The following is a 19439-nucleotide window of genomic DNA, read 5'->3' on the forward strand; positions in this document are numbered from 1 at the left end:
CCCTTTTTTTACATCCCGAATTTATCGCGCAGTCCGTAATACCACGCGCCCAGCGCCGCAAACGGCGTACGCAACATCTGTCCGCCGGGGAACGGGTAGTGTGGCAAATCCGCAAACGCATCAAAGCGCTCAGCCTGACCGCGTAAAGCCTCAGCCAAGACTTTGCCCGCCAAGTGCGTGTACGTCACGCCATGGCCGCTGCAACCCTGCGAATAATAGATGTTGTCGCCCAGGCGTCCAACCTGCGGCAAACGCGACAGGGTCAGCAGGAAATTTCCGGTCCATGCGTAATCAATCTTCACGTCTTTGAGCTGCGGAAACGCCTTGAGCATTTTCGGACGGATGATCGCCTCGATGTTCGCTGGATCCCGTGCGCCATACACCACGCCGCCGCCGAAGATCAGGCGTTTGTCGCCCGTGAGGCGGTAGTAGTCGAGCAGGTAATTGCAGTCTTCGACGCAGTAGTCCTGCGGCAGCAGCGCTTTCGCCAGCTCGTCACCCAGTGGCTCGGTGGTGATCACCTGCGTGCCGCACGGCATCGATTTGGCCGCCAGTTCCGGTACCAGATTGCCGAGATAGGCATTGCCCGCGACGATGATGAACTTGGCCCTGACCTTGCCTTGCGGCGTATGCACCACCGGGTTGGCGCCGCGCTCGATGCGCACGGCGGGCGATTGCTCATAAATGGTCCCGCCGAGGGACTCAACCGCTGCCGCTTCGCCGAGTGCGAGATTCAGCGGATGAATGTGGCCGCCGCTCATGTCGAGCATGCCGCCGACGTACTGATCGCACGCAACCACTTCACGGATGCGGCGTTGATCGAGCAATTCGAGTTGCGTATGGCCGAAGCGCTCCCAGAGGCGCTTCTGCGATTCCAGGTGGCCCATCTGCTTGGTGGTAAGGGCTGCGAACACGCCGCCGTCCTTCAGGTCGCACTGGATGTTGTACTTGGCCACGCGCTCGCGAATGATCCGACCACCCTCGAATGCCATCTGCCCGAGCAATTGCGCCTGCTTGGGGCCAACGCTGCGTTCGATCACATCAATGTCACGGCTATAACTGTTGACGATCTGCCCGCCATTACGCCCAGAGGCGCCGAAACCGACCTTGGCCGCTTCCAGCACGGTGACGCGAAAACCGTTTTCCAGCAGAAACAGGGCAGAGGACAATCCGGTATACCCGGCGCCGATCACACAGACGTCCGTCTCCACATCATCCTGCAAGACAGGGCGGGTCGGTACGGCATTGGCCGACGCAGCGTAATAAGACTCTGGGTAAGGGGTGTTCGCCATCCTGCAGCCTCTGTTTAATATATTTTACGAGTGCGTCGATCCTACCCGAGTTGAAAAACCTCCGCCAGCCACCGGAAAATCTTCGCCAACGACCCGAAATTAAATATTTTGCATATTCATAGGGTTAGGTGAAAAAAAGGTGTTGACACCCCTCCGGAATTCCGTAGAATGCCGCCTCACAGCAGGCACGTAGCTCAGTTGGTTAGAGCACCACCTTGACATGGTGGGGGTCGTTGGTTCGAGTCCAATCGCGCCTACCAAACAAAATCCGCTCTGCTGGGCGGTCTAGAAGGGCTCACCGAAAGGTGGGCCCTTTTTTGTTGTCTGCGATTTGTGCGGAGTGCTCAAAAGGTATCGGGTGTGTTCTGTACGGTGTGGGCGATTGTGTCTGGAAGGATTATTGGCATTCAAAATCCCAGGCATCAATGATCAGCTCTTCTACCTCTTCTCCTGTCGTCGTGATGCCCAGGCATTCGTTGTCTTTTTTGTAATGGAATTCGCAGTACTGCACTCCTTGGGTGCATCGCTCGATTTCTACAATTCCAATGTTTTCAAGTTCCAGTGCCGTGCCAACCGGCTGCATCTCTTTCGCCGCACTTGGCTTCCAGTCGTGCTGGAGCAATACGCTCCGTGCCGCTAAGAATGGCATGCCTTGCTTGATTGGAAGATCTGATGCGCAGGCAATGGCGCTGGAGAAATAAAACAACATGCAAGCACAAGGGGCGAATCTCACTGTGAGTCGCCCTTAATCGGTGTCAGGGCATTTGAAGCCCCAATTGTTGATTCTCATGTCTTTGACCTTTTCGCCTGTTGTGCTGACGACGAGGCATTCGTTGTTTCTTTTATAGTTGAACTCGCAGTATTGAACGCCTTCCGTGCATCGCTGCACTTCGCTGACCCCCATATTTCTAAGTGTTTTCATTAGGCCGTCGGGGTCCATTTCATCCGTCAAGTTTGGTTGCCAGCCTTGCTTGAGCAGCGCTTTTCGTGCGCTCAGAAATGGCATTCCCTTGTTAATGGGCAGCTCAGTTGCGTTGGCGAATAAACTTATGCAAGCGAGAAGAAAACAGGTGACAGCGCAGGGTTTCATTTTGTGGTACCGCCAAAACTCTTGTAGTTGGTTACAACTTCTTCATAGGGCGTATAGGGTTGGCCGGAAGGATGTCCACCCAATTGGCGATTCGCCTGGCGGGGACCTAATGGTAAGGCTTCCCATCGTCCCGATGCCTTGTGAATGGCATCTTGAATATCGCCATTTACGATCGGATCAATAGCGCGCACTTTGCGTAGAATTTCGATTGCCGTTAAATCCTGCGTTTTTGGAGAGAAGTCGGATAACCCCATTGCCGTAATGCAGTTGTCTCTCCAGGACGCTATCGTAATTTGATACCTGCCAGACGCCGTGGTCTTGCCGCCGAAGCCGGCGCCAGGGTGCGTCGATTCATCAGTAAAAGCCCAGTTCCCACGGGCCCACCCGAAGCCATATTTTGCGTGGTAATCGCCACCCTCGGCTTTCGCAAGGGTATCCAGAAAAGCCTTCACGTTCTTGTTCTTCAAATACTCTTCATTTTCCGCCCGTCGTTTCTCTTGCTTGACTGATAGCAACATCGTTTTTGCGGTGGTGTCTTTTATCGGGGTCACCGCTCTTGTGAGTCTGGGCGACATTTTTTTGCCATTGGGGCTGATCACGTCTGTCACGTTGATGCTCGCTCAAAAATGTTGATTTGCGGGTTCGGCGATAACTCAGTCTTCTAAAAAGAGCGTGATGGTTTCCGCAAGGTGCGAGCTGACAACGTGTGTGTAGCCATTCTTGTCGCTGACGCCGTGTTCGATGCTGCCATCGGCGCGCTGGAAGGCGTAGATGTGATCCGGCAGGGGTTCGCCAGAATCTTCATCGATCAGTTGAAACTTGTCGCTGAAGTGCACAGGCATTGGCATCAACCCACTAAACGGTGCTGTGACCACGGTGTCGCCAATAATCACTGTGCCGGATCCGCCAATCACCACATTACCGTGGGCTCCAGTGCTGTCTTTAGTTGCAGCATTCAGCCCGTTGATGAACACCGTCGTACTTACTCCGCCGGTAATGGGGCTGCCACACGCAGATTTGTCGGTCATTCGAGCAGCAGCCAGGCCATCGAAGTTTACATTGGGTGAGCCACTGGCAATTGGATTCGTACCATGTCCCGGCAGGGGGCAGTTGGTGGGATCTGTTACGCGGGCAGCGGGTTTGCCACTCATGGGAAAATCCTTTTCAAGGGTTCAGGCGGGTGCTGGCAGGCTGTCGCTGATTTCGACGATGCGAGCTATCCGTGGCGTCTTTATGAAATGTCTGGGCGCTGCGGGCGGCGGCGTGGAGTTGAGCGGACGCCGGCGGGGAGGAACCCGTCCATAGGTTTGGAGCGCATCAAATTGAACCGTCCATGTAAGTTCGTACGCAGATGATCCTACTATTTCGAAGGATGGTTAACAATTGTTACATCTTTTTAGTTGACTGATTTTTGGCGAGTTTTCACGGGTTTTTCCACGCTTTGATTGGTTTGCGATCCTTGCTGATTGGCGCGCGAATTATCAGGCGGGGTGGAAGGGGCCGACGCTCCTCCCGGGATTGTGCTTTGTCGCGGTCAATGAGTAACCGTTTGTCGCCATCGTCCTTTGAAATAGTGTGGATATTTAATGACTTACGATGATTTTTAACCGGCCGGTTATCAAAAATAAGTTGTTACGCGCAGGATGATTCAGTAAGATCCGCCCCGCGTTCACCACCACGGTTTATGCATTTTTAAATCCCAAGCTTCCATCAGCTGCTTGGGATTTTTTTTGCCCGCGATTTGCCTCAGCTGGCGAAATTTCTCCTTTCGATCTCTCCTGAAAGCCTGGCAACACCCCGCAGGCAAATCCTTGTTTTTTCAACTACTACTGACTGGCCGATTTTCAACTCTTTGCGATGAGGGTGTATCGATGCTGGTTCATTGGTTTCTTGCAGCTGTTCATCTGCTGGCATTTGCCTTGGGTTTTTGGGCGGTACTGACGCGTGGGACGGCGTTCAGTCGCCTGGCGGCCGGGACGGGGGAGGCCGGGCGGGTTCTGCTGGCTGACAATTTCTGGGGAATTTGCGCGCTGATCTTGTTGATCACAGGCGGGATGCGTGCCTTTGGCGGTTACGAAAAAGGCAGTGACTATTATCTTCATCAGCCGCTGTTTCACCTGAAGATGACGCTGTTCGTTCTGATTCTGTTGATGGAGCTTGCGCCGATGATCACGCTGATCAAGTGGCGGATCGCCAAGGCGCGGGGGGCGGTACTCGATCCCGGGAGAGCAAAGTTGTTTGCACGCATCAGTCACGTCGAAGCGCTGCTACTGGTGCTGATGATGGTTGCAGCCACAGGCATGGCACGTGGTGTGACGTTCGGGTAGGAAGGCGAATTCCCTTCGCTCTATCGGAAATGTCCGACAGCCAGCCTTGAGAATGCTCGGTAGTATCGATCAGGAGAAAGGGCGGGAGGGTAACGCGCAAGGATCATGTGTCAGGCGCCGTGCCCGTAAGATGGGGAGCGGATGCAATACGGCGCGTGAATCTCTAGCCAGTCATTCCACAAGGTAAACGGACTGGCTACTGACTGCGATTGGTTCAGGGAGTTTGTGGCTTGTCCGGGGCGGTCAGGCCAGCCTGAATGCGCTGGTAAATCTCTTCACGGTGCACGGCAACGTTTTTCGGAGCGTTGATGCCAATGCGAACCTGTTGGCCGCTTACGCCCAGAATGGTGATAGTGATGTCATCACCGATGTTTATGCTTTCACCGACTTTGCGGGTGAGTATCAGCATGGTCTTCTCCTTGATTGCTTTGTAGGGCACCTGATTCAGACAGTGCAGAGGTCGGTGGTACGTATAGATTAGTGCGAAGTCTCACGGTTTGGGTGCCTCTTTCTGACGCGCAGATGCGGCATTAATTCCCAGGGCGTAACTATACAGAGGCTGCAGGCATCAATCTCGTTGTTTTGTGCCCATTTTGCGGGGCTCGCGAAGTATTTATGAATGATAAGATCGCGGCTTTGAGAATTTCGAGGAAAGCGTTGTGCGCAAATTGGTTTGGGTAGTCGCGGCACTGGTATTGGCAGGGTGTGGTGAAGGCAAGAAGGCAGACGCACCAAAACCACAGTCGGCAGCAGTGACGGCGCCGGCGACGGCTGCTGCACCACAATGGGATCTCGAAGTGCGCGGTGAAACGCCACAGGCTGTCAGCGACCTGAGTGGCTGGCTGATCGAGCACGCCTTCGTGCCTACGGTGATCAAGGACAGCAGCGGCAAAACGCGAATTCTGATTGGCCCGTTCAACTCCCAGGCTGAAGCGGAAGCTCGCAAGGTTCAAGTGGATGCCGCGCTGGTGAAGGCCAAGAAACAAAACGTTGAATCGGTGTTGGTCGAGCATCCGCTCACGCCGTAAACGTTCCGGTCGGCGGAATCTCCTAAAGGCTCTCTAGCGCGATTCGTTCCTACTGAAGTCGCTGATGATTTCCTCAAGGAGTTTCCATGGCCTCCGCCAATCCTTACAAATTGTTCGATGTGACCTTGCATCGAAAAACTCAGTTGAGCCCGCACATGATGCGGATCACGCTGGTCGGTCCTCCAGTCCGGGAAATGGCGACCTGGGCGCCGGATCAGCGGGTGAAGCTGTTTTTTCCTGCGGCCAATGGCTCGCACGCGAAGCTCTCTCAAGAGGAGGGTTGGTACGCCCGATTTCGCGCGATGCTGGCAGACCGACGTCCCGCCATGCGCACCTACACCATCCGGCATTTACGCGCGGAGCAAGGCGAAGTCGATATTGATTTTGTTCTGCATGGTGAGGCCGGGCCGGCGTCGCGCTGGGCGCTGCATGCGCAGCCAGGTGATTCGATGCAGATCCTCGCGCCCGATCGCCATTTCTCGGCGCAGGAGGCCGGCGGTTTCGAATGGAAGCCGCCACAGGCACTCAAGCAACTTTTGCTCGTTGCAGATGCGACAGCACTGCCAGCGGCCATGGGCATTCTTGATGAATTGGCGATGCTCGCCGAGCCACCACAAGTTCAGGCATTTTTTGAAGTGGACAGTATTCAGGACATGCTCGACGTCCCGGATTGGCCAGGGTTGTCGGTAAGTTGGTTGATCCGGGATCCTGCGAGCGAAATAGTCGCGGGAGCGCTGATGGTGGAGGCGGTGAGGGCGGCGACTCTACCAATCCATGCATCTTCAGCGGGGCAAGCGATTGAATTGGCTGACGTCGACATAGAAAAGGACATTCTCTGGGAAATCGCCGATACCGCCACTGAAGGCTTTTACGGCTGGATTGCCGGAGAGTCGGCGGCGGTGATGAGTTTGCGCAGATACCTGATCAAAGAGTGTGGGATGCCTCGTGAGTCTCTCAATTTGATGGGCTACTGGCGCCACAACAAGGCAGCCAACTAGGCACAAATGAAAAGGCCTCGAACATAACGTTCGAGGCCTTTTTTCTGCGCTGCAATCAACCGCAGGCTTTCATGTTCACCGGGCCGACGAATTCATTACCGCGCCCCATCACACACGCCACGCTCTGATTGCGCTGACGCTCCCAGTCCTGCACCGGGTAAGTCTTGTCCCACGCCTCATACAGTTGCCGATCCTGTTTCGACAGGCGCAAGCCGTACTGCTTGCTCATGTAGAAATAGGTGCGGGCGATCATGCCGCGAATTGACGGGCGAGGCATGACCTTCTTCGCCTTGAAGTCGACCTGAGTCAGGCACGAGCCATACTGCCCGGATTGCACCGGCAGCCAGCCGTAGCTGAAGTTGCTGCGGTCTCCGTTGACCTCGCCAATACTCGGCACCAGGTTATGCAGATCGGCTTCAGCCTTTTGATAGCTTGGGTCGTATCGGGTGCAGTTCTTGCGGCCGCCTTCCTGCCAGCACTGACGCTGATGGCCGAACTGCCAGGCCGGCACGATGTGTTCCCATTCAATGCGTGACGCACGCTTGGCATTCTTGCGCGGTACGTAGCCGCAAGCCTTCAGGTCAACCTTGTTGCCGGTGTACTTGCACCCGCAATAAAACTCTGTGGACTGCGGCGCATAAAGCTTCCAGGCGACCTTCTTGGCTTCGGTAAAGGTGCGGGGTGCGCCAGCCTGGGCACCCATGGCGATGAACAAAAGCAGCAAAGCAAAACAGCGGACACTCATTGAATCAATCTTCCTTCGGCACAACCCAAAAAATCTGCACACCACCGTCGTCGCGATAGGCGAGGGTAACGTTGTCGTTCTCGTCGATTTCTTCAAGCAAGCGTTCCCACTCGTCCATCGGCTCGTCCGGCAGACGGAAGATCAGTGCGGCTTTGGCTTTTTGGGCAGTAGGGGAATTGATGATTTTCTGAACGCGCATGCCCATGCGTTCGTAAGCGTCAGGAGCATCAGGGGAGGTGGCCACGAGGTTATCCTTATTAAGCTGTACGTGCATACAGTATTTAACTGTAAGCATTTTCGCAACTGCTTAAAATTCAAGAAAAACCTCTGACAGCGGTTTTCCGATTTTGGTGTAGGCCGTGTCGAATTTTTTGTGTGAAAAGTACGAGAGCGTTGTAAGCGATGCACCACCCGCCCGTTGGGCGAGTAGTGCGCAGGGTGCCCGATCGAGAATTGATCGGGCGAAGGCGAATCAGTATTCCCAGAACATCCGTTGCAGCTCTTTGCTGTCGTTGGTTTTGGTCAGGGCGACCATTGCCAGGATGCGGGCTTTCTGCGGGTTCAGGTCGTGAGCGACAACCCAATCGTACTTGTCGTCTGGCTGTTCGGCGTTACGCAGAACGAAGCCGCCAGCGTTGACGTGGGACGAACGAATGATTTGCACGCCATCCTTGCGCAGCGCTTGCAGGGTCGGAACCACGCGGGAGGAGACCGAGCCATTACCGGTACCGGCATGGATAATTGCCTTGGCACCGGATTGGGCAAGAGCCTTGTAGGCAGTATCGCTGACGTTGCCGTAGGAATAAGCGATTTCTACGTCAGGAAGGCTCTTGATGTTTTTGATGTCGAATTCCGAATCCATGGTGTGACGCTTGGCTGGCAAGCGGAACCAGTAGGATTTGCCTTCAACCACCATACCCAAGGGGCCCCAGGCACTTTTGAACGCCTCGGTCTTGATGTTGATCATCTTGCTGACGTCGCGACCGGACTGGATTTCGTCATTCATGGTCACCAGTACGCCTTTGCCATGCGCTTCTTTGCTGCTGGCCACGGCCACGGCGTTGTACAGGTTAAGCATGCCATCGGCGGACATGGCAGTGCCCGGACGCATCGAACCGACGACGATGATCGGTTTGTCGGTTTTTTCCACCAGGTTGAGGAAGTAGGCGGTTTCTTCCAGGGTGTCGGTGCCGTGGGTAATGACGATGCCGTCGACGTCTTTGCTGTCAGCCAGTTCGGCTACACGACGACCCAGTTGCAGCAGGTTTTCGTTGGTGATGCTTTCCGAAGCAATCTGCATGACTTGTTCGCCACGCACATTCGCCAGTTTGCTCAGTTCGGGAATGCCGGCGATCAATTGTTCGACGCCAACCTTTGCCGCCTGGTAGGTGGCGCTGTTGGCGGCGCTCGCGCCAGCACCGGCGATGGTGCCGCCGGTGGCAAGTACTACGACGTTAGCGAGCTTGGTCTGGGTTTCGACTTCTTTTGCCTGAAGGGCGCTGGGCAGGAGCAGGAGGAGGGCCAAAGCGCCCGGAACCAAAGTGTTGAAAGCAGATTTCATTATTTTTCTCTCTAGTAGTGAGACGGTGCTGATGCAGGTTCATCTAGATGCAACCCAAGCCGATCTGGATGCCCGGGGTGCGGTGAAGGGAGCAGGATCTGTACCAGCCGTACTTTGCGTCAGAGAAATGTTTAACCTGATGATTTACATCAAGATTTTATGAGTTGGCCAATCGCGGGGAGAATTGTTTATCCGGGTTTCCGAACACTGGGCACTTTCGCGTTCGGCTCTCCGAAAAGGACTACTGCTTTTGTCGAGTGATTCGAGTGGCCGGTTTCGGCTTTTGTGCTAAAGAAACCTTCGCGGGGGCCGATGGTTGTTCAAGGAAACAGAATCTAGGGAGTTCACATGTCACTGACGGTCGGTTTATCTAATCCTGCTGCAGTCACCATTGGCGGCAAAACCGCAGCGACCATCAATGCATTGAGCGAGGCGGGAGCGGACGCTTCCACCGAGGCGCTGGGCACTGAGAAAGAATCGAACAATCAGGTCAGGACCGGTGGTGCTGCCGCGCCAGAAGACAGCAAGGCAGAAAGCGGCGACAACCTGAGTGTCACCGTCAAGATGTTGCTCAAGCGAATGCAGGAACTGCAAAAGCAACTCCAGGAGCAGCAACAACAACTGGCGGCCGCACAAGCCAAGACCTATCCGACGCCTGAGGCGAAATCGCAAGCGGTGATGTCCATTCAAGGGCAGATCGCGCAAACCAGCGCCGCGATGGCAGAAGTGGCCGGTGCATTGGTCAAGGAAATGACGAAGAATTCCACCAGCGGTAATCTGGTCAGCACCACGGTATAACCAGCGAAGGGCGAGTCGGACGATTCGCCCTACAACAAATGACGATTTCTGATTGTTGACAAATGACGATTTCTGATTGTTGACAAATGTCGGCGGGATTCGCATAGTTCGGTCTACGCAAACGTTTGCGTGGCTCTCCCGGTGCTTCATGGCCCGGCAGAAAGCGAAGTAGCTTACGCCGGCGCAAGCGTTGCTCACAATAATCATAAGATCGGAGTGAACCCATGAAGCTGCCATTCGCTGGACGTCTTCTTGCTGTCGCTATGCTGGCTGCCACAGCCGCCGCACTACCTGTCTCCTCGGCATTCGCCGAATCCGCCGAAAAACCTAAAGTCGCGCTGGTCATGAAGTCTCTGGCCAACGAATTCTTCCTGACCATGGAAGATGGCGCCAAGGCCTACCAGAAAGAACACTCCGCCGATTTCGACCTGATCTCCAATGGCATCAAGGATGAAACCGACACTGCTGGCCAGACCCGCATCGTCGAGCAAATGATCCTGGCCAAGGTCAATGCACTGGTGATCGCGCCTTCCGATTCCAAGGCCATGGTGCCGGTGATCAAGAAAGCCGTCGACGCCGGCATCACCGTGATCAACATCGACAACCAGCTCGATCCGGCCATCGTCAAAAGCAAAAACATCAGCGTGCCATTCGTAGGACCGGACAACCGCAAAGGTGCGCGTCTGGTCGGTGAGTATCTGGCCAAGCAGCTCAAGGCCGGTGACGAAGTCGGCATCATTGAGGGCGTGTCCACCACGACCAACGCTCAGCAGCGTACCGCTGGCTTCAAGGATGCGATGGACGCTGCACAGATCAAGATCGTTTCCCTGCAATCCGGTGACTGGGAAATCGACAAGGGCAACAAGGTTGCCGCCTCGATCCTCAGCGAATACCCGGACGTCAAGGCATTGCTGGCCGGCAACGACAGCATGGCTGTAGGTGCTGTCTCCGCCGTGCGCGCCGCCGGCAAGGCTGGTCAGGTGAAGGTCGTCGGTTACGACAACATCAATGCGATCAAGCCAATGTTGAAGGACGGTCGCGTGTTGGCCACCGCTGACCAGTTCGCTGCGAAGCAAGCTGTGTTCGGCATCGAAACCGCGCTGAAAATCATCAAGGGCGAGAAAGTCGACAGCGGCGCCAATGGCGTGATCGAAACACCGGTCGAGCTGGTCACCCAGTAAGTCTTCTGGCGACACAACGGCGCTCGTCCGTCCGGGCGAGCGCATGGAGAGTTTTTATGTCAGTTTCCGCTCCGAACGCTGTCCTCTCGGTCAGCGGTATCGGTAAGACCTATGCGCAGCCGGTGCTCAGCGGCATCGATCTGACGCTGATGCGCGGTGAAGTGCTGGCGCTGACCGGCGAGAATGGCGCCGGCAAAAGCACCCTGTCGAAAATCATCGGCGGACTGGTCACCCCGACCACCGGCGAGATGCAATTCCACGGTAAGGACTATCGTCCGGGCAGTCGTACCCAGGCCGAAGAGCTCGGCGTGCGCATGGTCATGCAAGAACTCAATCTGTTGCCGACGCTGTCGGTCGCGGAAAACCTGTTTCTCGACAATCTGCCAAGCAACGGCGGCTGGATCAGCCGCAAGCAGTTGCGCAAGGCCGCGATCGAAGCCATGGCGCAAGTCGGCCTCGACGCAATTGATCCGGATACGCTGGTCGGCGAGTTGGGCATCGGCCACCAACAAATGGTTGAAATCGCCCGCAACCTGATTGGCGACTGCCATGTGCTGATCCTCGACGAGCCGACTGCGATGCTCACCGCGCGTGAAGTAGAAATGCTCTTTGAGCAGATCACCCGCTTGCAGGCGCGCGGCGTTTCGATCATCTACATTTCCCACCGTCTCGAAGAGCTGGCCCGCGTAGCGCAGCGCATCGCTGTCCTGCGTGACGGTAATCTGGTCTGTGTCGAGCCGATGGCCAATTACAACAGCGAGCAACTGGTTACGCTGATGGTCGGTCGTGAACTGGGCGAGCATATCGACATGGGCCCGCGCAAGATCGGTGCCCCGGCGCTGACGATCAAAGGCCTGACCCGTTCCGACAAAGTTCGCGATGTCTCCTTCGAAGTGCGTGCCGGCGAGATCTTCGGTGTTTCTGGATTGATCGGGGCAGGGCGCACGGAATTACTGCGCCTGATCTTTGGTGCAGACGCCGCCGACAGCGGCACCATCGCCCTCGGCTCGCCAGCCAAAGTGGTCAGCGTACGCTCGCCGGTCGATGCGGTGCGTAATGGCATCGCGTTGATTACTGAAGATCGCAAAGGTGAAGGCCTGCTGCTCAGTCAGTCGATCAGCGCCAACATCGCCCTCGGCAACATGCCGGAAATTTCCAGCGGCGGGGTCGTCAACAACGGCGACGAAATCGCTCTGGCGCAGCGTCAGATCGACGCCATGCGTATCCGCAGTTCAAGCCCGACGCAGCTGGTTTCAGAGTTGTCCGGTGGCAACCAGCAGAAGGTCGTGATCGGCCGCTGGCTGGAGCGTGACTGTTCGGTGCTGCTGTTCGATGAGCCGACCCGTGGCATCGACGTCGGCGCCAAATTTGACATTTACGCCTTGCTCGGCGAACTGACGCGCCAGGGCAAAGCGCTGGTGGTGGTGTCCAGTGACCTGCGTGAACTGATGCTGATCTGCGACCGCATCGGCGTGTTGTCAGCGGGGCGCTTGATCGACACCTTCGAGCGCGACAGCTGGACCCAGGACGACTTGCTTGCCGCCGCGTTCGCCGGCTACCAAAAACGTGATGCGTTGCTCAATGAAGCGGCGCCTAGGGATCTTCCATGAAATCTGCATCTCCTGCCGGCAAACGTGGTGGCAACTTCTATGGCTTGGGCACTTATCTGGGCCTGGCCGGTGCCTTGCTGGCGATGATTGCGCTGTTCTCGGTCTTGAGCAGCCACTTTCTGTCCTATAACACCTTCAGTACGCTGGCCAACCAGATTCCAGATCTGATGGTGCTGGCAGTCGGCATGACCTTTGTATTGATCATCGGCGGCATCGACCTCTCGGTGGGCTCGGTGCTCGCATTGGCCGCTTCGACGGTCAGCGTCGCCATTCTCGGTTGGGGCTGGGGTGTGTTGCCGTCAGCGTTGCTCGGCATGGCTGTGGCGGCACTGGCTGGTACAGTCACTGGTTCGATTACAGTGGCCTGGCGGATTCCATCGTTCATCGTCTCCCTGGGTGTGCTGGAGATGGCTCGGGGTCTGGCGTATCAGATGACCGGATCGCGCACCGCGTATATCGGTGACTCGTTCGCCTGGCTGTCGAACCCGGTTGCATTCGGTATCTCGCCGTCGTTCATCATTGCCTTGCTGGTGATCATCATTGCCCAGGCCGTTTTGACTCGCACCGTGTTCGGTCGCTACCTGATCGGCATCGGCACCAACGAAGAAGCCGTACGCCTGGCCGGGATCAACCCGAAGCCTTACAAGATTCTGGTGTTCAGCCTGATGGGCCTGCTGGCCGGTGTCGCCGCGCTGTTTCAGATTTCCCGTCTGGAAGCCGCTGACCCGAACGCCGGTTCCGGTCTGGAGCTGCAAGTGATCGCCGCGGTGGTGATTGGCGGTACCAGCCTGATGGGCGGACGTGGCTCGGTGATCAGCACATTCTTTGGCGTATTGATCATCTCGGTACTGGCGGCAGGTCTGGCGCAGATCGGCGCGACCGAGCCGACCAAACGCATCATCACCGGTGCGGTAATTGTGATCGCGGTGGTGCTTGATACTTATCGCAGTCAACGCGCCAGTCGCCGGGGCTAAGACATGGCAACGATCAAGGACGTGGCAGCCCTCGCGGGGATTTCCTACACGACGGTGTCACATGTGGTGAACAACACCCGGCCGGTCAGTCAGGAAGTGCGGTTGAAAGTCGAGGCGGCGATCAAGAGCCTCGACTATGTGCCGAGTGCGGTAGCGCGCTCGCTGAAGGCCAAGACCACTGCAACCATCGGCCTGCTGGTGCCGAACAGTCTCAACCCGTACTTCGCGGAACTGGCACGGGGCATCGAGGATTATTGCGAGCGTAATGGCTACTGCGTAATCCTCTGCAACTCCGACGATAACCCCGACAAGCAGCGCAGCTATTTGCGCGTATTGCTGGAGAAACGCATCGACGGCTTGATCGTCGCCTCCGCTGGCGGTGACAGCGGCCTGGCGCAGGGACTGGCGGGGGTAAAGACGCCGATGGTCATCGTCGACCGGGGTCTTGACGGTGTTGATGCCGATCTTGTGCGCATCGACCATGAATACGGCGCTTACCTCGCAACCCGGCACTTGCTGGAATTGGGTCACCGCGACATTGCCACCATTGGCGGTCCGGCGAGTACCAGTGTGGCGCAGATGCGTCAGGCCGGATATTGCCGGGCGCTGAAAGAAGCGGGCATTGAAGTGCGACAAGCGCGCATGCTGGAAAGTGATTTCACCAGTACCGGCGGCTACAACGCGGCAGCGATTTTGCTGGAGAGCAATCCGCCAAGCGCGATCTTCGCCGGAAACGACATGATCGGTATCGGTGTTCTGCGCGCGGCGGCGGAGCGAAATGTTCGCGTGCCGAGCGAGCTGTCGGTGATTGGCTTTGACGATATCCAGATGAGTCGTTACGTGTATCCGGCGCTCACCACGGTGGGGCAATCGATCCTGCAACTGGGCGAGATGGCGGCCGAAGTGCTGTTGCGAAGGATTGCTACGCCGACTCTGGGTACCGATCAGCGGATCGTGACCCCGAGTATTGTCTTGCGCGAATCGACCGCACCGTTGTCCGGCGTGTTCACCGAATACCGCTGAAACCGAATTGACGAGTAATGATGTATGCCAGCAAATGTAGTGGTAATAGGCAGCCTGAACATGGATCTGGTGACCCGGGCGCCACGGCTGCCCGTAGGTGGTGAAACGCTGATCGGCCATTCGTTTGCCACGGTTTCCGGTGGCAAGGGCGCCAATCAGGCGGTGGCCGCAGCGCGTTTGGGCGCACAGGTGGCAATGGTCGGCTGCGTTGGCGATGACGACTATGGCGTGCAATTGCGTAACGCTTTGTTGGCCGAGCAAATCGATTGTCAGGCAGTGAGTACAGTCAATGATTCCAGCGGCGTGGCGCTGATCGTGGTCGATGACAACAGTCAGAACGCCATTGTCATCGTCGCCGGCGCCAACGGCGCAATGACCCCTGCAGTGATCGACCGTTTCGATGCGGTTCTGCAAGCCGCAGACGTGATCATCTGCCAGCTCGAAATTCCCGATGCCACGGTCGGGCATGCGCTCAAGCGTGCGCGAGCACTGGGTAAAACCGTCATCCTCAACCCGGCGCCTGCCAGTCGCCCACTGCCGGCAGACTGGTTTGCCGCGATCGATTACCTGATTCCCAACGAGAGCGAAGCCACCGCGTTGAGCGGATTGCCTGTGGACTCGCTGGAAACCGCAGAGCGTGCGGCCAGCCAACTGATTGCCATGGGAGCAGGCAAAGTCATCATCACCCTGGGCGCTCAAGGTTCGCTGTTCGCCAATGGCCAGAACTTTGAGCATTTTCCGGCACCGAAAGTGAAGGCTGTCGACACCACCGCCGCCGGAGACACTTTTGTCGGTGGCTTTGCGGCGGCGCTGGCCAATGGCAAGTCCGAGGCTGAAGCGATTCGCTACGGGCAGATCGCCGCCGCGCTGTCGGTAACTCGTGCCGGCGCGCAGCCTTCCATTCCAACCCAATCCGACGTACAGGCCTTTAAACCCGCATGAAAAAGACTCCTCTGCTCAACGTCGCCTTGTCGCGGCTGATCGCGTCCCTGGGCCATGGCGACATGGTGGTTATTGGTGATGCCGGGCTGCCAGTGCCGCCGGGCGTCGAGCTCATTGATCTGGCGCTGACCCACGGCGTCCCGGATTTCGTCGGCACCTTGAAAGTCGTGCTCAGCGAGATGCAGGTGGAAAGCCATGCGCTGGCCAAAGAAATCTTCGACAAACAACCGACCGCGCTGATTACGCTGGATGAGTTGAATGAAGAGGGCGCTCTGGGGCGTCGCGATCTGCTCAGTCATGAGCAATTCAAGGTTCTCAGTCGACAGGCTCGCGCGATTGTTCGTACAGGCGAATGCCAGCCGTACTGCAATATCGTCCTCGTCGCCGGGGTTACGTTCTGATTTTCGATTCCACATGCACAAGGAATGCGCCATGCAACGCTATGCTCAGAAACTGCATCAATTCATCCGGAGCCTGCTGCTTTTGTCCGTGATAACTGCCACCGGCGCTCAGGCGGCGGAGAAAATCGACCTGATCATTGACACCGACCCGGGTGCTGACGATGTAGTCGCCTTGCTGTTCGCTCTGGCCTCGCCGGACGAACTGAACATTCGCGCGCTGACCACCGTCGCCGGCAACGTGCGCCTCGACAAGACTTCGCGCAATGCACGGCTGGCTCGCGAGTGGGCAGGGCGCGAAGACGTGCCGGTTTACGCCGGTGCGCCGAAGCCGCTGATGCGTACGCCGATCTACGCCGAGAACATCCATGGCAAGGAAGGCCTGTCGGGTGTCACCGTGCACGAACCGAAAAAGGGGCTGGCTGAAGGCAATGCCGTCAACTACTTGATCGAAACGCTGAAAAAAGCCAAGCCGCACAGCATCACGATCGCCATGCTCGGTCCACAGACCAACCTGGCATTGGCGCTGATCCAGGAGCCTGAAATTGTTCAGGGCATCAAGGAAGTGGTGATCATGGGTGGTGCGCACTTCAACGGTGGCAATATCACTCCGGTGGCCGAATTCAACCTGTTTGCTGACCCGCAAGCGGCCGAAGTGGTCCTGAAAAGCGGCGTGAAACTGACCTACCTGCCACTGGACGTGACCCACAAGATTCTCACCAGTGATGCGCGACTGAAGCAGATCGCGGCGCTGAACAATAACGCGAGCAAGATTGTCGGCGACATCCTCAATGAGTACATCAAAGGCGACATGGAGCACTACGGTATTCCGGGTGGCCCGGTGCATGACGCAACCGTTGTGGCCTATCTGCTCAAGCCGGAACTGTTCACCGGTCGTTCGGTGAATGTCGTGGTGGATAGCCGCGAAGGGCCGACTTTCGGTCAGACCATCGTCGACTGGTACGATGGCCTGAAAGCGCCGAAGAACGCCTTCTGGGTGGAAAATGGCGACGCGCAAGGCTTCTTTGACTTGCTGACCGAGCGTCTGAAACGCTTGAAGTAAATCATTCGCCCGCAGGTGCCAGCCTGCGGGTTTTTACACCCTCTCAGTGTGTTCGTCCTGTTCGGTCGGGTAGCGCTCGAAAATCTGCTTGATGAATTGCTGAGCCGCCTCCGTGCCCAGCTCCTTGACCAATAGATCGATACCAATCAGCGCCAGCTCTTCGGTGGTTCCCGGGCTGTAGGAGCTGTGTCCGTCTGCCCATTTGGCATTAATGGCGGCGTCGATGCTGATGGTGGTCATGAGAACGCTCGAAAAGTCGGAAAGTCTGAGTTTCGAGTTAACCATTTTGTCGGGCGTTTGGCACTGCGACTTAGGCATGAACGGAGCGCTATGCGACACTTGGTCTTTTAAGGCTTTTCAAGGATCGTGTTGTGCAGATCGATTTGAACACTCCTGACGGACTCACGCTCGACGCAGTGCGCCAGTTGCTCGCTTCGGCCAGCGATGACGAACACAGGCAGTTGCGCGTGACCAAGGGCGGTATCGCCTACATCTCTTCGGGTATCACCGGCGGGCAGGATATCGATGGCCTGTTGTTTCGCCTTGAAACCTGGGCCAAGGGTTCCGGCTACGTGGGTAATGTCGCGGCCAGTGACGAGGTATGGGTGATGCAGATTTTCAACGCGCTGAAGGACAACTGGCCGAACCCACCGTATGACTACATCGACGTTTACTGAGTGTCATTAATATTCAGTCACGATTGATTGCTGAAGTGACACATGCCGCTCAGGCACACTCGGCGTTTTTCCGATCGTGGGGCAGGGTGATGGCGTTGGCCGTGAAACCAATCGCTGGAATGGCGGTCGCACGATCTCAGCTTAACCATTTTGAAAACAAGGAGGCTTCATGCCTTTGAAGTTCGCGACACTGGGTGCACTTTTGGCCGCTGCCATGTTGGCCGGTTGCAGCACGACCTCCAGCGAGTCGGCAAAGGAATCTGCGGCGACCGAAGCCGGTCACAGCCGCTGTGAAGCAACGGCGGCGGAGTTCGCCATCGGCAAGAAAGCTTCGCCGGAACTGCTGGAGCAGGCACGCAACAAGGCAGGGGCGCAGAATGCCCGTTTCCTCAAGCCGAACGACATGATCACGCTCGAGTACCGCTCCGACCGCTTGAATCTGAACACCGACAACAACCTGGTGGTCACTCGCGTCAACTGCGGCTGATTGCACAGCGCTTTTTTTGCAGGCATAAAAAACCCCGTCACATGGACGGGGTTTTTTTAGTGCGCGCAGAAATTACTCTGGGCGAACCTGTGCAGCTTGCATACCCTTTTGGCCTTTCTCAGCCACGAAGGAGACGGTCTGGCCTTCTTTCAGGCTTTTGAAACCGTCGGATTCGATAGCTTTGAAGTGTACGAACAGGTCGTCACCGCCACCTTGAGGAGTGATGAAGCCGAAGCCTTTTTCATCGTTGAACCATTTAACGGTGCCGGTTTGGCGATTAGACATGGTGTATCTCCAAGAAACATATATTTTCAGTAGTACTGTGCTGCTCAGGCCAACTGGGCACACCCGGGTATCATAGTCGAAATGTTCGCTTTGGTAGCCCCCCGGACGTGCTGTTTGCCAATCAGTCGTGTTTTCTTTACTGCTGATTTCGGCTGAAAGCCCCGGTTTACAAGGCTTTGCGCGGAACGTAAAGACAATAAAAAAACCTGTAAAACCTGCATAAATCGTCCGAAAAGGCCCAAATTCAGCCCTTTTTAGAGGCGCTGAGCCGACTCAAAAGACCTTTTTGATCACTTTTTAGCCGGGGTATTTGCCTTGCATTTGGCAATTTGACCCAAGGCTTTCTGCTGCAATTCAGGGGTAGCCTTATTGTCCATCAGCGCCTGAATGTCGCTGGCCGGATAGGACTTGATGGCATCAGCGCCACAAGCGCAGTGCGATTTGGCGGCAGCAGCGCCAATTTGCGGAGTCGCCGCCTGGGTGCACTGGGCCATGTACTTCTCACGCTCGCCCTTCGGCCAGTCGGCGTGGGCACTCAGCGGCAGCAACATAACGATAGGGGCGACGACGGCGAACAGGGTATTCAGACGCATGCGAGGATGCTCCTTGTGGGTCAATGTCTTGTTATCTGAGGGCTGAAGAGGCCATCAAGTTCAGCACTCTGGCATAAAAACAGACGATTTGCCTTGTGATCAAACAGAGGCATAACTGACCGCTCATCTGTGCTAGCATGCCGGGCTCAAGCGTTCTCAGGCTCCGGATGACCTACAGTCCCGGCAGCGGTCGACGTGCGAATAATTCGATTTGAATCCCAGTCACTCTGGTTCGGTTTTCCGGTTGGCCGCAAGGCTCCTGCCGCTGTAAGGCAGGCGTTCGTCATTGAATGGCCTGGATCGGATCTTGTACTGGCTCATCCCAACCCACGTGACCTTTGGTAGGGGTCACCACTAGGAGAGGAGG

General features: G+C 56.5%; 26 protein-coding genes and 1 tRNA gene. 15 read left to right on the forward strand and 12 right to left on the reverse strand.

Annotated elements, in window-relative coordinates:
• Positions 1-8: 8 nt before the first annotated feature.
• Positions 9-1292, reverse strand: coding sequence for an NAD(P)/FAD-dependent oxidoreductase (locus tag ACZ0A4_RS04965; protein ID WP_463573360.1), 1284 nt, complete (start codon positions 1290-1292; stop codon positions 9-11).
• Positions 1293-1475: 183 nt separating this feature from the next.
• On the opposite strand from ACZ0A4_RS04965, the gene ACZ0A4_RS04970 reads away from it, so the two are divergent.
• A tRNA-Val gene (locus tag ACZ0A4_RS04970) sits at positions 1476-1552 on the forward strand.
• A 137-nt stretch (positions 1553-1689) separates the two neighbouring features.
• On the opposite strand, the gene ACZ0A4_RS04975 is transcribed toward ACZ0A4_RS04970, so the two are convergent.
• Genes ACZ0A4_RS04975 through ACZ0A4_RS04990 form a run of 4 tightly spaced genes read right to left on the reverse strand, consistent with a single transcriptional unit; the run spans position 1690 to position 3533 of the window.
• Entirely contained in the window at positions 1690-2001 is a 312-nt protein-coding gene (locus ACZ0A4_RS04975) for a hypothetical protein (RefSeq protein WP_463573361.1), read from the reverse strand.
• A 36-nt stretch (positions 2002-2037) separates the two neighbouring features.
• Positions 2038-2382, reverse strand: a complete 345-nt coding sequence (locus tag ACZ0A4_RS04980; RefSeq protein WP_235372473.1) for a hypothetical protein — start codon at positions 2380-2382, stop codon at positions 2038-2040.
• On the reverse strand, positions 2379-2990 hold the full coding sequence (locus ACZ0A4_RS04985) for a lysozyme family protein (protein ID WP_463573362.1): 612 nt from the start codon (positions 2988-2990) through the stop codon (positions 2379-2381). Before ACZ0A4_RS04985 ends, ACZ0A4_RS04980 begins: the two co-directional genes overlap by 4 nt.
• 45 nt (positions 2991-3035) lie before the next feature.
• Positions 3036-3533: a PAAR domain-containing protein gene (locus tag ACZ0A4_RS04990; RefSeq protein ID WP_463573363.1), complete on the reverse strand. Its 498-nt coding sequence runs from the start codon at positions 3531-3533 to the stop codon at positions 3036-3038.
• A gap of 720 nt (positions 3534-4253) precedes the next feature.
• Between ACZ0A4_RS04990 and ACZ0A4_RS04995 the strand changes: the two genes are divergently transcribed.
• Positions 4254-4709, forward strand: a complete 456-nt coding sequence (locus tag ACZ0A4_RS04995; protein WP_463573364.1) for a DUF2214 family protein — start codon at positions 4254-4256, stop codon at positions 4707-4709.
• A 214-nt stretch (positions 4710-4923) separates the two neighbouring features.
• On the opposite strand, the gene csrA is transcribed toward ACZ0A4_RS04995, so the two are convergent.
• Positions 4924-5118, reverse strand: a complete 195-nt coding sequence (gene csrA, locus ACZ0A4_RS05000; protein ID WP_003179932.1) for a carbon storage regulator CsrA — start codon at positions 5116-5118, stop codon at positions 4924-4926.
• 250 nt (positions 5119-5368) lie between these two features.
• Between csrA and ACZ0A4_RS05005 the strand changes: the two genes are divergently transcribed.
• Entirely contained in the window at positions 5369-5737 is a 369-nt protein-coding gene (locus ACZ0A4_RS05005; protein ID WP_463573365.1) for an SPOR domain-containing protein, read from the forward strand.
• Positions 5738-5823: 86 nt separating this feature from the next.
• Entirely contained in the window at positions 5824-6735 is a 912-nt protein-coding gene (locus ACZ0A4_RS05010; protein ID WP_463573366.1) for a siderophore-interacting protein, read from the forward strand.
• A gap of 55 nt (positions 6736-6790) precedes the next feature.
• Here the strand turns inward: ACZ0A4_RS05010 and ACZ0A4_RS05015 are convergent, their stop codons facing one another.
• The 3 genes from ACZ0A4_RS05015 to ACZ0A4_RS05025 form a co-directional block, all read right to left on the reverse strand.
• Positions 6791-7480, reverse strand: a complete 690-nt coding sequence (locus tag ACZ0A4_RS05015; protein ID WP_034152754.1) for an endonuclease — start codon at positions 7478-7480, stop codon at positions 6791-6793.
• 4 nt (positions 7481-7484) lie between these two features.
• On the reverse strand, positions 7485-7754 hold the full coding sequence (locus ACZ0A4_RS05020; protein WP_166219800.1) for a DUF1654 domain-containing protein: 270 nt from the start codon (positions 7752-7754) through the stop codon (positions 7485-7487).
• A 198-nt stretch (positions 7755-7952) separates the two neighbouring features.
• On the reverse strand, positions 7953-9041 hold the full coding sequence (locus tag ACZ0A4_RS05025) for an asparaginase (RefSeq protein ID WP_007913474.1): 1089 nt from the start codon (positions 9039-9041) through the stop codon (positions 7953-7955).
• Here ACZ0A4_RS05025 and ACZ0A4_RS05030 point away from each other — a divergent pair.
• The 9 genes from ACZ0A4_RS05030 (at position 9025) to ACZ0A4_RS05070 (ending at position 17030) form a co-directional block, all read left to right on the forward strand.
• Positions 9025-9204, forward strand: coding sequence for a hypothetical protein (locus ACZ0A4_RS05030; protein WP_463573368.1), 180 nt, complete (start codon positions 9025-9027; stop codon positions 9202-9204). The two genes, ACZ0A4_RS05025 and ACZ0A4_RS05030, sit on opposite strands and share 17 nt — an antisense overlap.
• A gap of 185 nt (positions 9205-9389) precedes the next feature.
• Positions 9390-9839, forward strand: coding sequence for a hypothetical protein (locus tag ACZ0A4_RS05035; protein ID WP_463573370.1), 450 nt, complete (start codon positions 9390-9392; stop codon positions 9837-9839).
• A gap of 224 nt (positions 9840-10063) precedes the next feature.
• Positions 10064-11020, forward strand: a complete 957-nt coding sequence (locus ACZ0A4_RS05040) for a sugar ABC transporter substrate-binding protein (protein ID WP_007913476.1) — start codon at positions 10064-10066, stop codon at positions 11018-11020.
• Between the two features lie 56 nt (positions 11021-11076).
• Positions 11077-12630: a sugar ABC transporter ATP-binding protein gene (locus ACZ0A4_RS05045; RefSeq protein ID WP_463573372.1), complete on the forward strand. Its 1554-nt coding sequence runs from the start codon at positions 11077-11079 to the stop codon at positions 12628-12630.
• Positions 12627-13604, forward strand: coding sequence for an ABC transporter permease (locus ACZ0A4_RS05050; protein WP_463573374.1), 978 nt, complete (start codon positions 12627-12629; stop codon positions 13602-13604). The genes ACZ0A4_RS05045 and ACZ0A4_RS05050 overlap by 4 nt, the downstream gene beginning before the upstream one ends.
• Positions 13605-13607: 3 nt before the next feature.
• Positions 13608-14627, forward strand: coding sequence for a LacI family DNA-binding transcriptional regulator (locus tag ACZ0A4_RS05055; RefSeq protein ID WP_141129950.1), 1020 nt, complete (start codon positions 13608-13610; stop codon positions 14625-14627).
• A gap of 24 nt (positions 14628-14651) precedes the next feature.
• Positions 14652-15569: a ribokinase gene (gene rbsK, locus ACZ0A4_RS05060; RefSeq protein ID WP_463573376.1), complete on the forward strand. Its 918-nt coding sequence runs from the start codon at positions 14652-14654 to the stop codon at positions 15567-15569.
• A complete protein-coding gene (gene rbsD, locus ACZ0A4_RS05065; protein WP_463573379.1) occupies positions 15566-15970 on the forward strand; it encodes a D-ribose pyranase in 405 nt (134 codons plus the stop codon). The genes rbsK and rbsD overlap by 4 nt, the downstream gene beginning before the upstream one ends.
• Positions 15971-16001: 31 nt before the next feature.
• Positions 16002-17030, forward strand: coding sequence for a nucleoside hydrolase (locus ACZ0A4_RS05070; RefSeq protein ID WP_463573381.1), 1029 nt, complete (start codon positions 16002-16004; stop codon positions 17028-17030).
• A 33-nt stretch (positions 17031-17063) separates the two neighbouring features.
• Here ACZ0A4_RS05070 and ACZ0A4_RS05075 read toward each other — a convergent pair whose 3' ends face one another.
• Positions 17064-17270 (reverse strand): hypothetical protein, encoded by a 207-nt coding sequence (locus tag ACZ0A4_RS05075; protein WP_141129944.1) that lies wholly within the window; start codon positions 17268-17270, stop codon positions 17064-17066.
• Between the two features lie 131 nt (positions 17271-17401).
• Between ACZ0A4_RS05075 and ACZ0A4_RS05080 the strand changes: the two genes are divergently transcribed.
• Together ACZ0A4_RS05080 and ACZ0A4_RS05085 are read left to right on the forward strand one after the other, a co-directional pair.
• Positions 17402-17707, forward strand: coding sequence for a hypothetical protein (locus ACZ0A4_RS05080; RefSeq protein ID WP_463573383.1), 306 nt, complete (start codon positions 17402-17404; stop codon positions 17705-17707).
• Positions 17708-17876: 169 nt separating this feature from the next.
• Positions 17877-18194 (forward strand): I78 family peptidase inhibitor, encoded by a 318-nt coding sequence (locus tag ACZ0A4_RS05085; RefSeq protein WP_463573384.1) that lies wholly within the window; start codon positions 17877-17879, stop codon positions 18192-18194.
• A gap of 72 nt (positions 18195-18266) precedes the next feature.
• On the opposite strand, the gene ACZ0A4_RS05090 is transcribed toward ACZ0A4_RS05085, so the two are convergent.
• Both ACZ0A4_RS05090 and ACZ0A4_RS05095 read right to left on the reverse strand, forming a co-directional pair.
• Positions 18267-18479, reverse strand: a complete 213-nt coding sequence (locus tag ACZ0A4_RS05090; RefSeq protein ID WP_003179963.1) for a cold-shock protein — start codon at positions 18477-18479, stop codon at positions 18267-18269.
• A gap of 290 nt (positions 18480-18769) precedes the next feature.
• Complete coding sequence (locus ACZ0A4_RS05095; RefSeq protein WP_077571952.1) at positions 18770-19072, reverse strand: hypothetical protein; 303 nt, start codon at positions 19070-19072, stop codon at positions 18770-18772.
• Between the last annotated feature and the right edge of the window lie 367 nt (positions 19073-19439).

The organism is Pseudomonas sp. AC172 (assembly GCF_979258595.1).

Excerpts from the sequence above, each read along its gene's own strand:
- ACZ0A4_RS04965 (WP_463573360.1), bottom strand. The coding sequence starts at position 1,292 with ATGGCGAACACCCCTTACCCAGAGTCTTATTACGCTGCGTCGGCCAAT.
- ACZ0A4_RS04975 (WP_463573361.1), bottom strand. The coding sequence starts at position 2,001 with ATGTTGTTTTATTTCTCCAGCGCCATTGCCTGCGCATCAGATCTTCCA.
- ACZ0A4_RS04980 (WP_235372473.1), bottom strand. The coding sequence starts at position 2,382 with ATGAAACCCTGCGCTGTCACCTGTTTTCTTCTCGCTTGCATAAGTTTA.
- ACZ0A4_RS04990 (WP_463573363.1), bottom strand. The coding sequence starts at position 3,533 with ATGAGTGGCAAACCCGCTGCCCGCGTAACAGATCCCACCAACTGCCCC.
- ACZ0A4_RS04995 (WP_463573364.1), top strand. The coding sequence starts at position 4,254 with ATGCTGGTTCATTGGTTTCTTGCAGCTGTTCATCTGCTGGCATTTGCC.
- csrA (WP_003179932.1), bottom strand. The coding sequence starts at position 5,118 with ATGCTGATACTCACCCGCAAAGTCGGTGAAAGCATAAACATCGGTGAT.
- ACZ0A4_RS05010 (WP_463573366.1), top strand. The coding sequence starts at position 5,824 with ATGGCCTCCGCCAATCCTTACAAATTGTTCGATGTGACCTTGCATCGA.
- ACZ0A4_RS05015 (WP_034152754.1), bottom strand. The coding sequence starts at position 7,480 with ATGAGTGTCCGCTGTTTTGCTTTGCTGCTTTTGTTCATCGCCATGGGT.
- ACZ0A4_RS05020 (WP_166219800.1), bottom strand. The coding sequence starts at position 7,754 with ATGCACGTACAGCTTAATAAGGATAACCTCGTGGCCACCTCCCCTGAT.
- ACZ0A4_RS05025 (WP_007913474.1), bottom strand. The coding sequence starts at position 9,041 with ATGAAATCTGCTTTCAACACTTTGGTTCCGGGCGCTTTGGCCCTCCTC.
- ACZ0A4_RS05035 (WP_463573370.1), top strand. The coding sequence starts at position 9,390 with ATGTCACTGACGGTCGGTTTATCTAATCCTGCTGCAGTCACCATTGGC.
- ACZ0A4_RS05040 (WP_007913476.1), top strand. The coding sequence starts at position 10,064 with ATGAAGCTGCCATTCGCTGGACGTCTTCTTGCTGTCGCTATGCTGGCT.
- ACZ0A4_RS05045 (WP_463573372.1), top strand. The coding sequence starts at position 11,077 with ATGTCAGTTTCCGCTCCGAACGCTGTCCTCTCGGTCAGCGGTATCGGT.
- ACZ0A4_RS05050 (WP_463573374.1), top strand. The coding sequence starts at position 12,627 with ATGAAATCTGCATCTCCTGCCGGCAAACGTGGTGGCAACTTCTATGGC.
- ACZ0A4_RS05055 (WP_141129950.1), top strand. The coding sequence starts at position 13,608 with ATGGCAACGATCAAGGACGTGGCAGCCCTCGCGGGGATTTCCTACACG.
- rbsK (WP_463573376.1), top strand. The coding sequence starts at position 14,652 with ATGCCAGCAAATGTAGTGGTAATAGGCAGCCTGAACATGGATCTGGTG.
- rbsD (WP_463573379.1), top strand. The coding sequence starts at position 15,566 with ATGAAAAAGACTCCTCTGCTCAACGTCGCCTTGTCGCGGCTGATCGCG.
- ACZ0A4_RS05070 (WP_463573381.1), top strand. The coding sequence starts at position 16,002 with ATGCAACGCTATGCTCAGAAACTGCATCAATTCATCCGGAGCCTGCTG.
- ACZ0A4_RS05075 (WP_141129944.1), bottom strand. The coding sequence starts at position 17,270 with ATGACCACCATCAGCATCGACGCCGCCATTAATGCCAAATGGGCAGAC.
- ACZ0A4_RS05085 (WP_463573384.1), top strand. The coding sequence starts at position 17,877 with ATGCCTTTGAAGTTCGCGACACTGGGTGCACTTTTGGCCGCTGCCATG.
- ACZ0A4_RS05090 (WP_003179963.1), bottom strand. The coding sequence starts at position 18,479 with ATGTCTAATCGCCAAACCGGCACCGTTAAATGGTTCAACGATGAAAAA.
- ACZ0A4_RS05095 (WP_077571952.1), bottom strand. The coding sequence starts at position 19,072 with ATGCGTCTGAATACCCTGTTCGCCGTCGTCGCCCCTATCGTTATGTTG.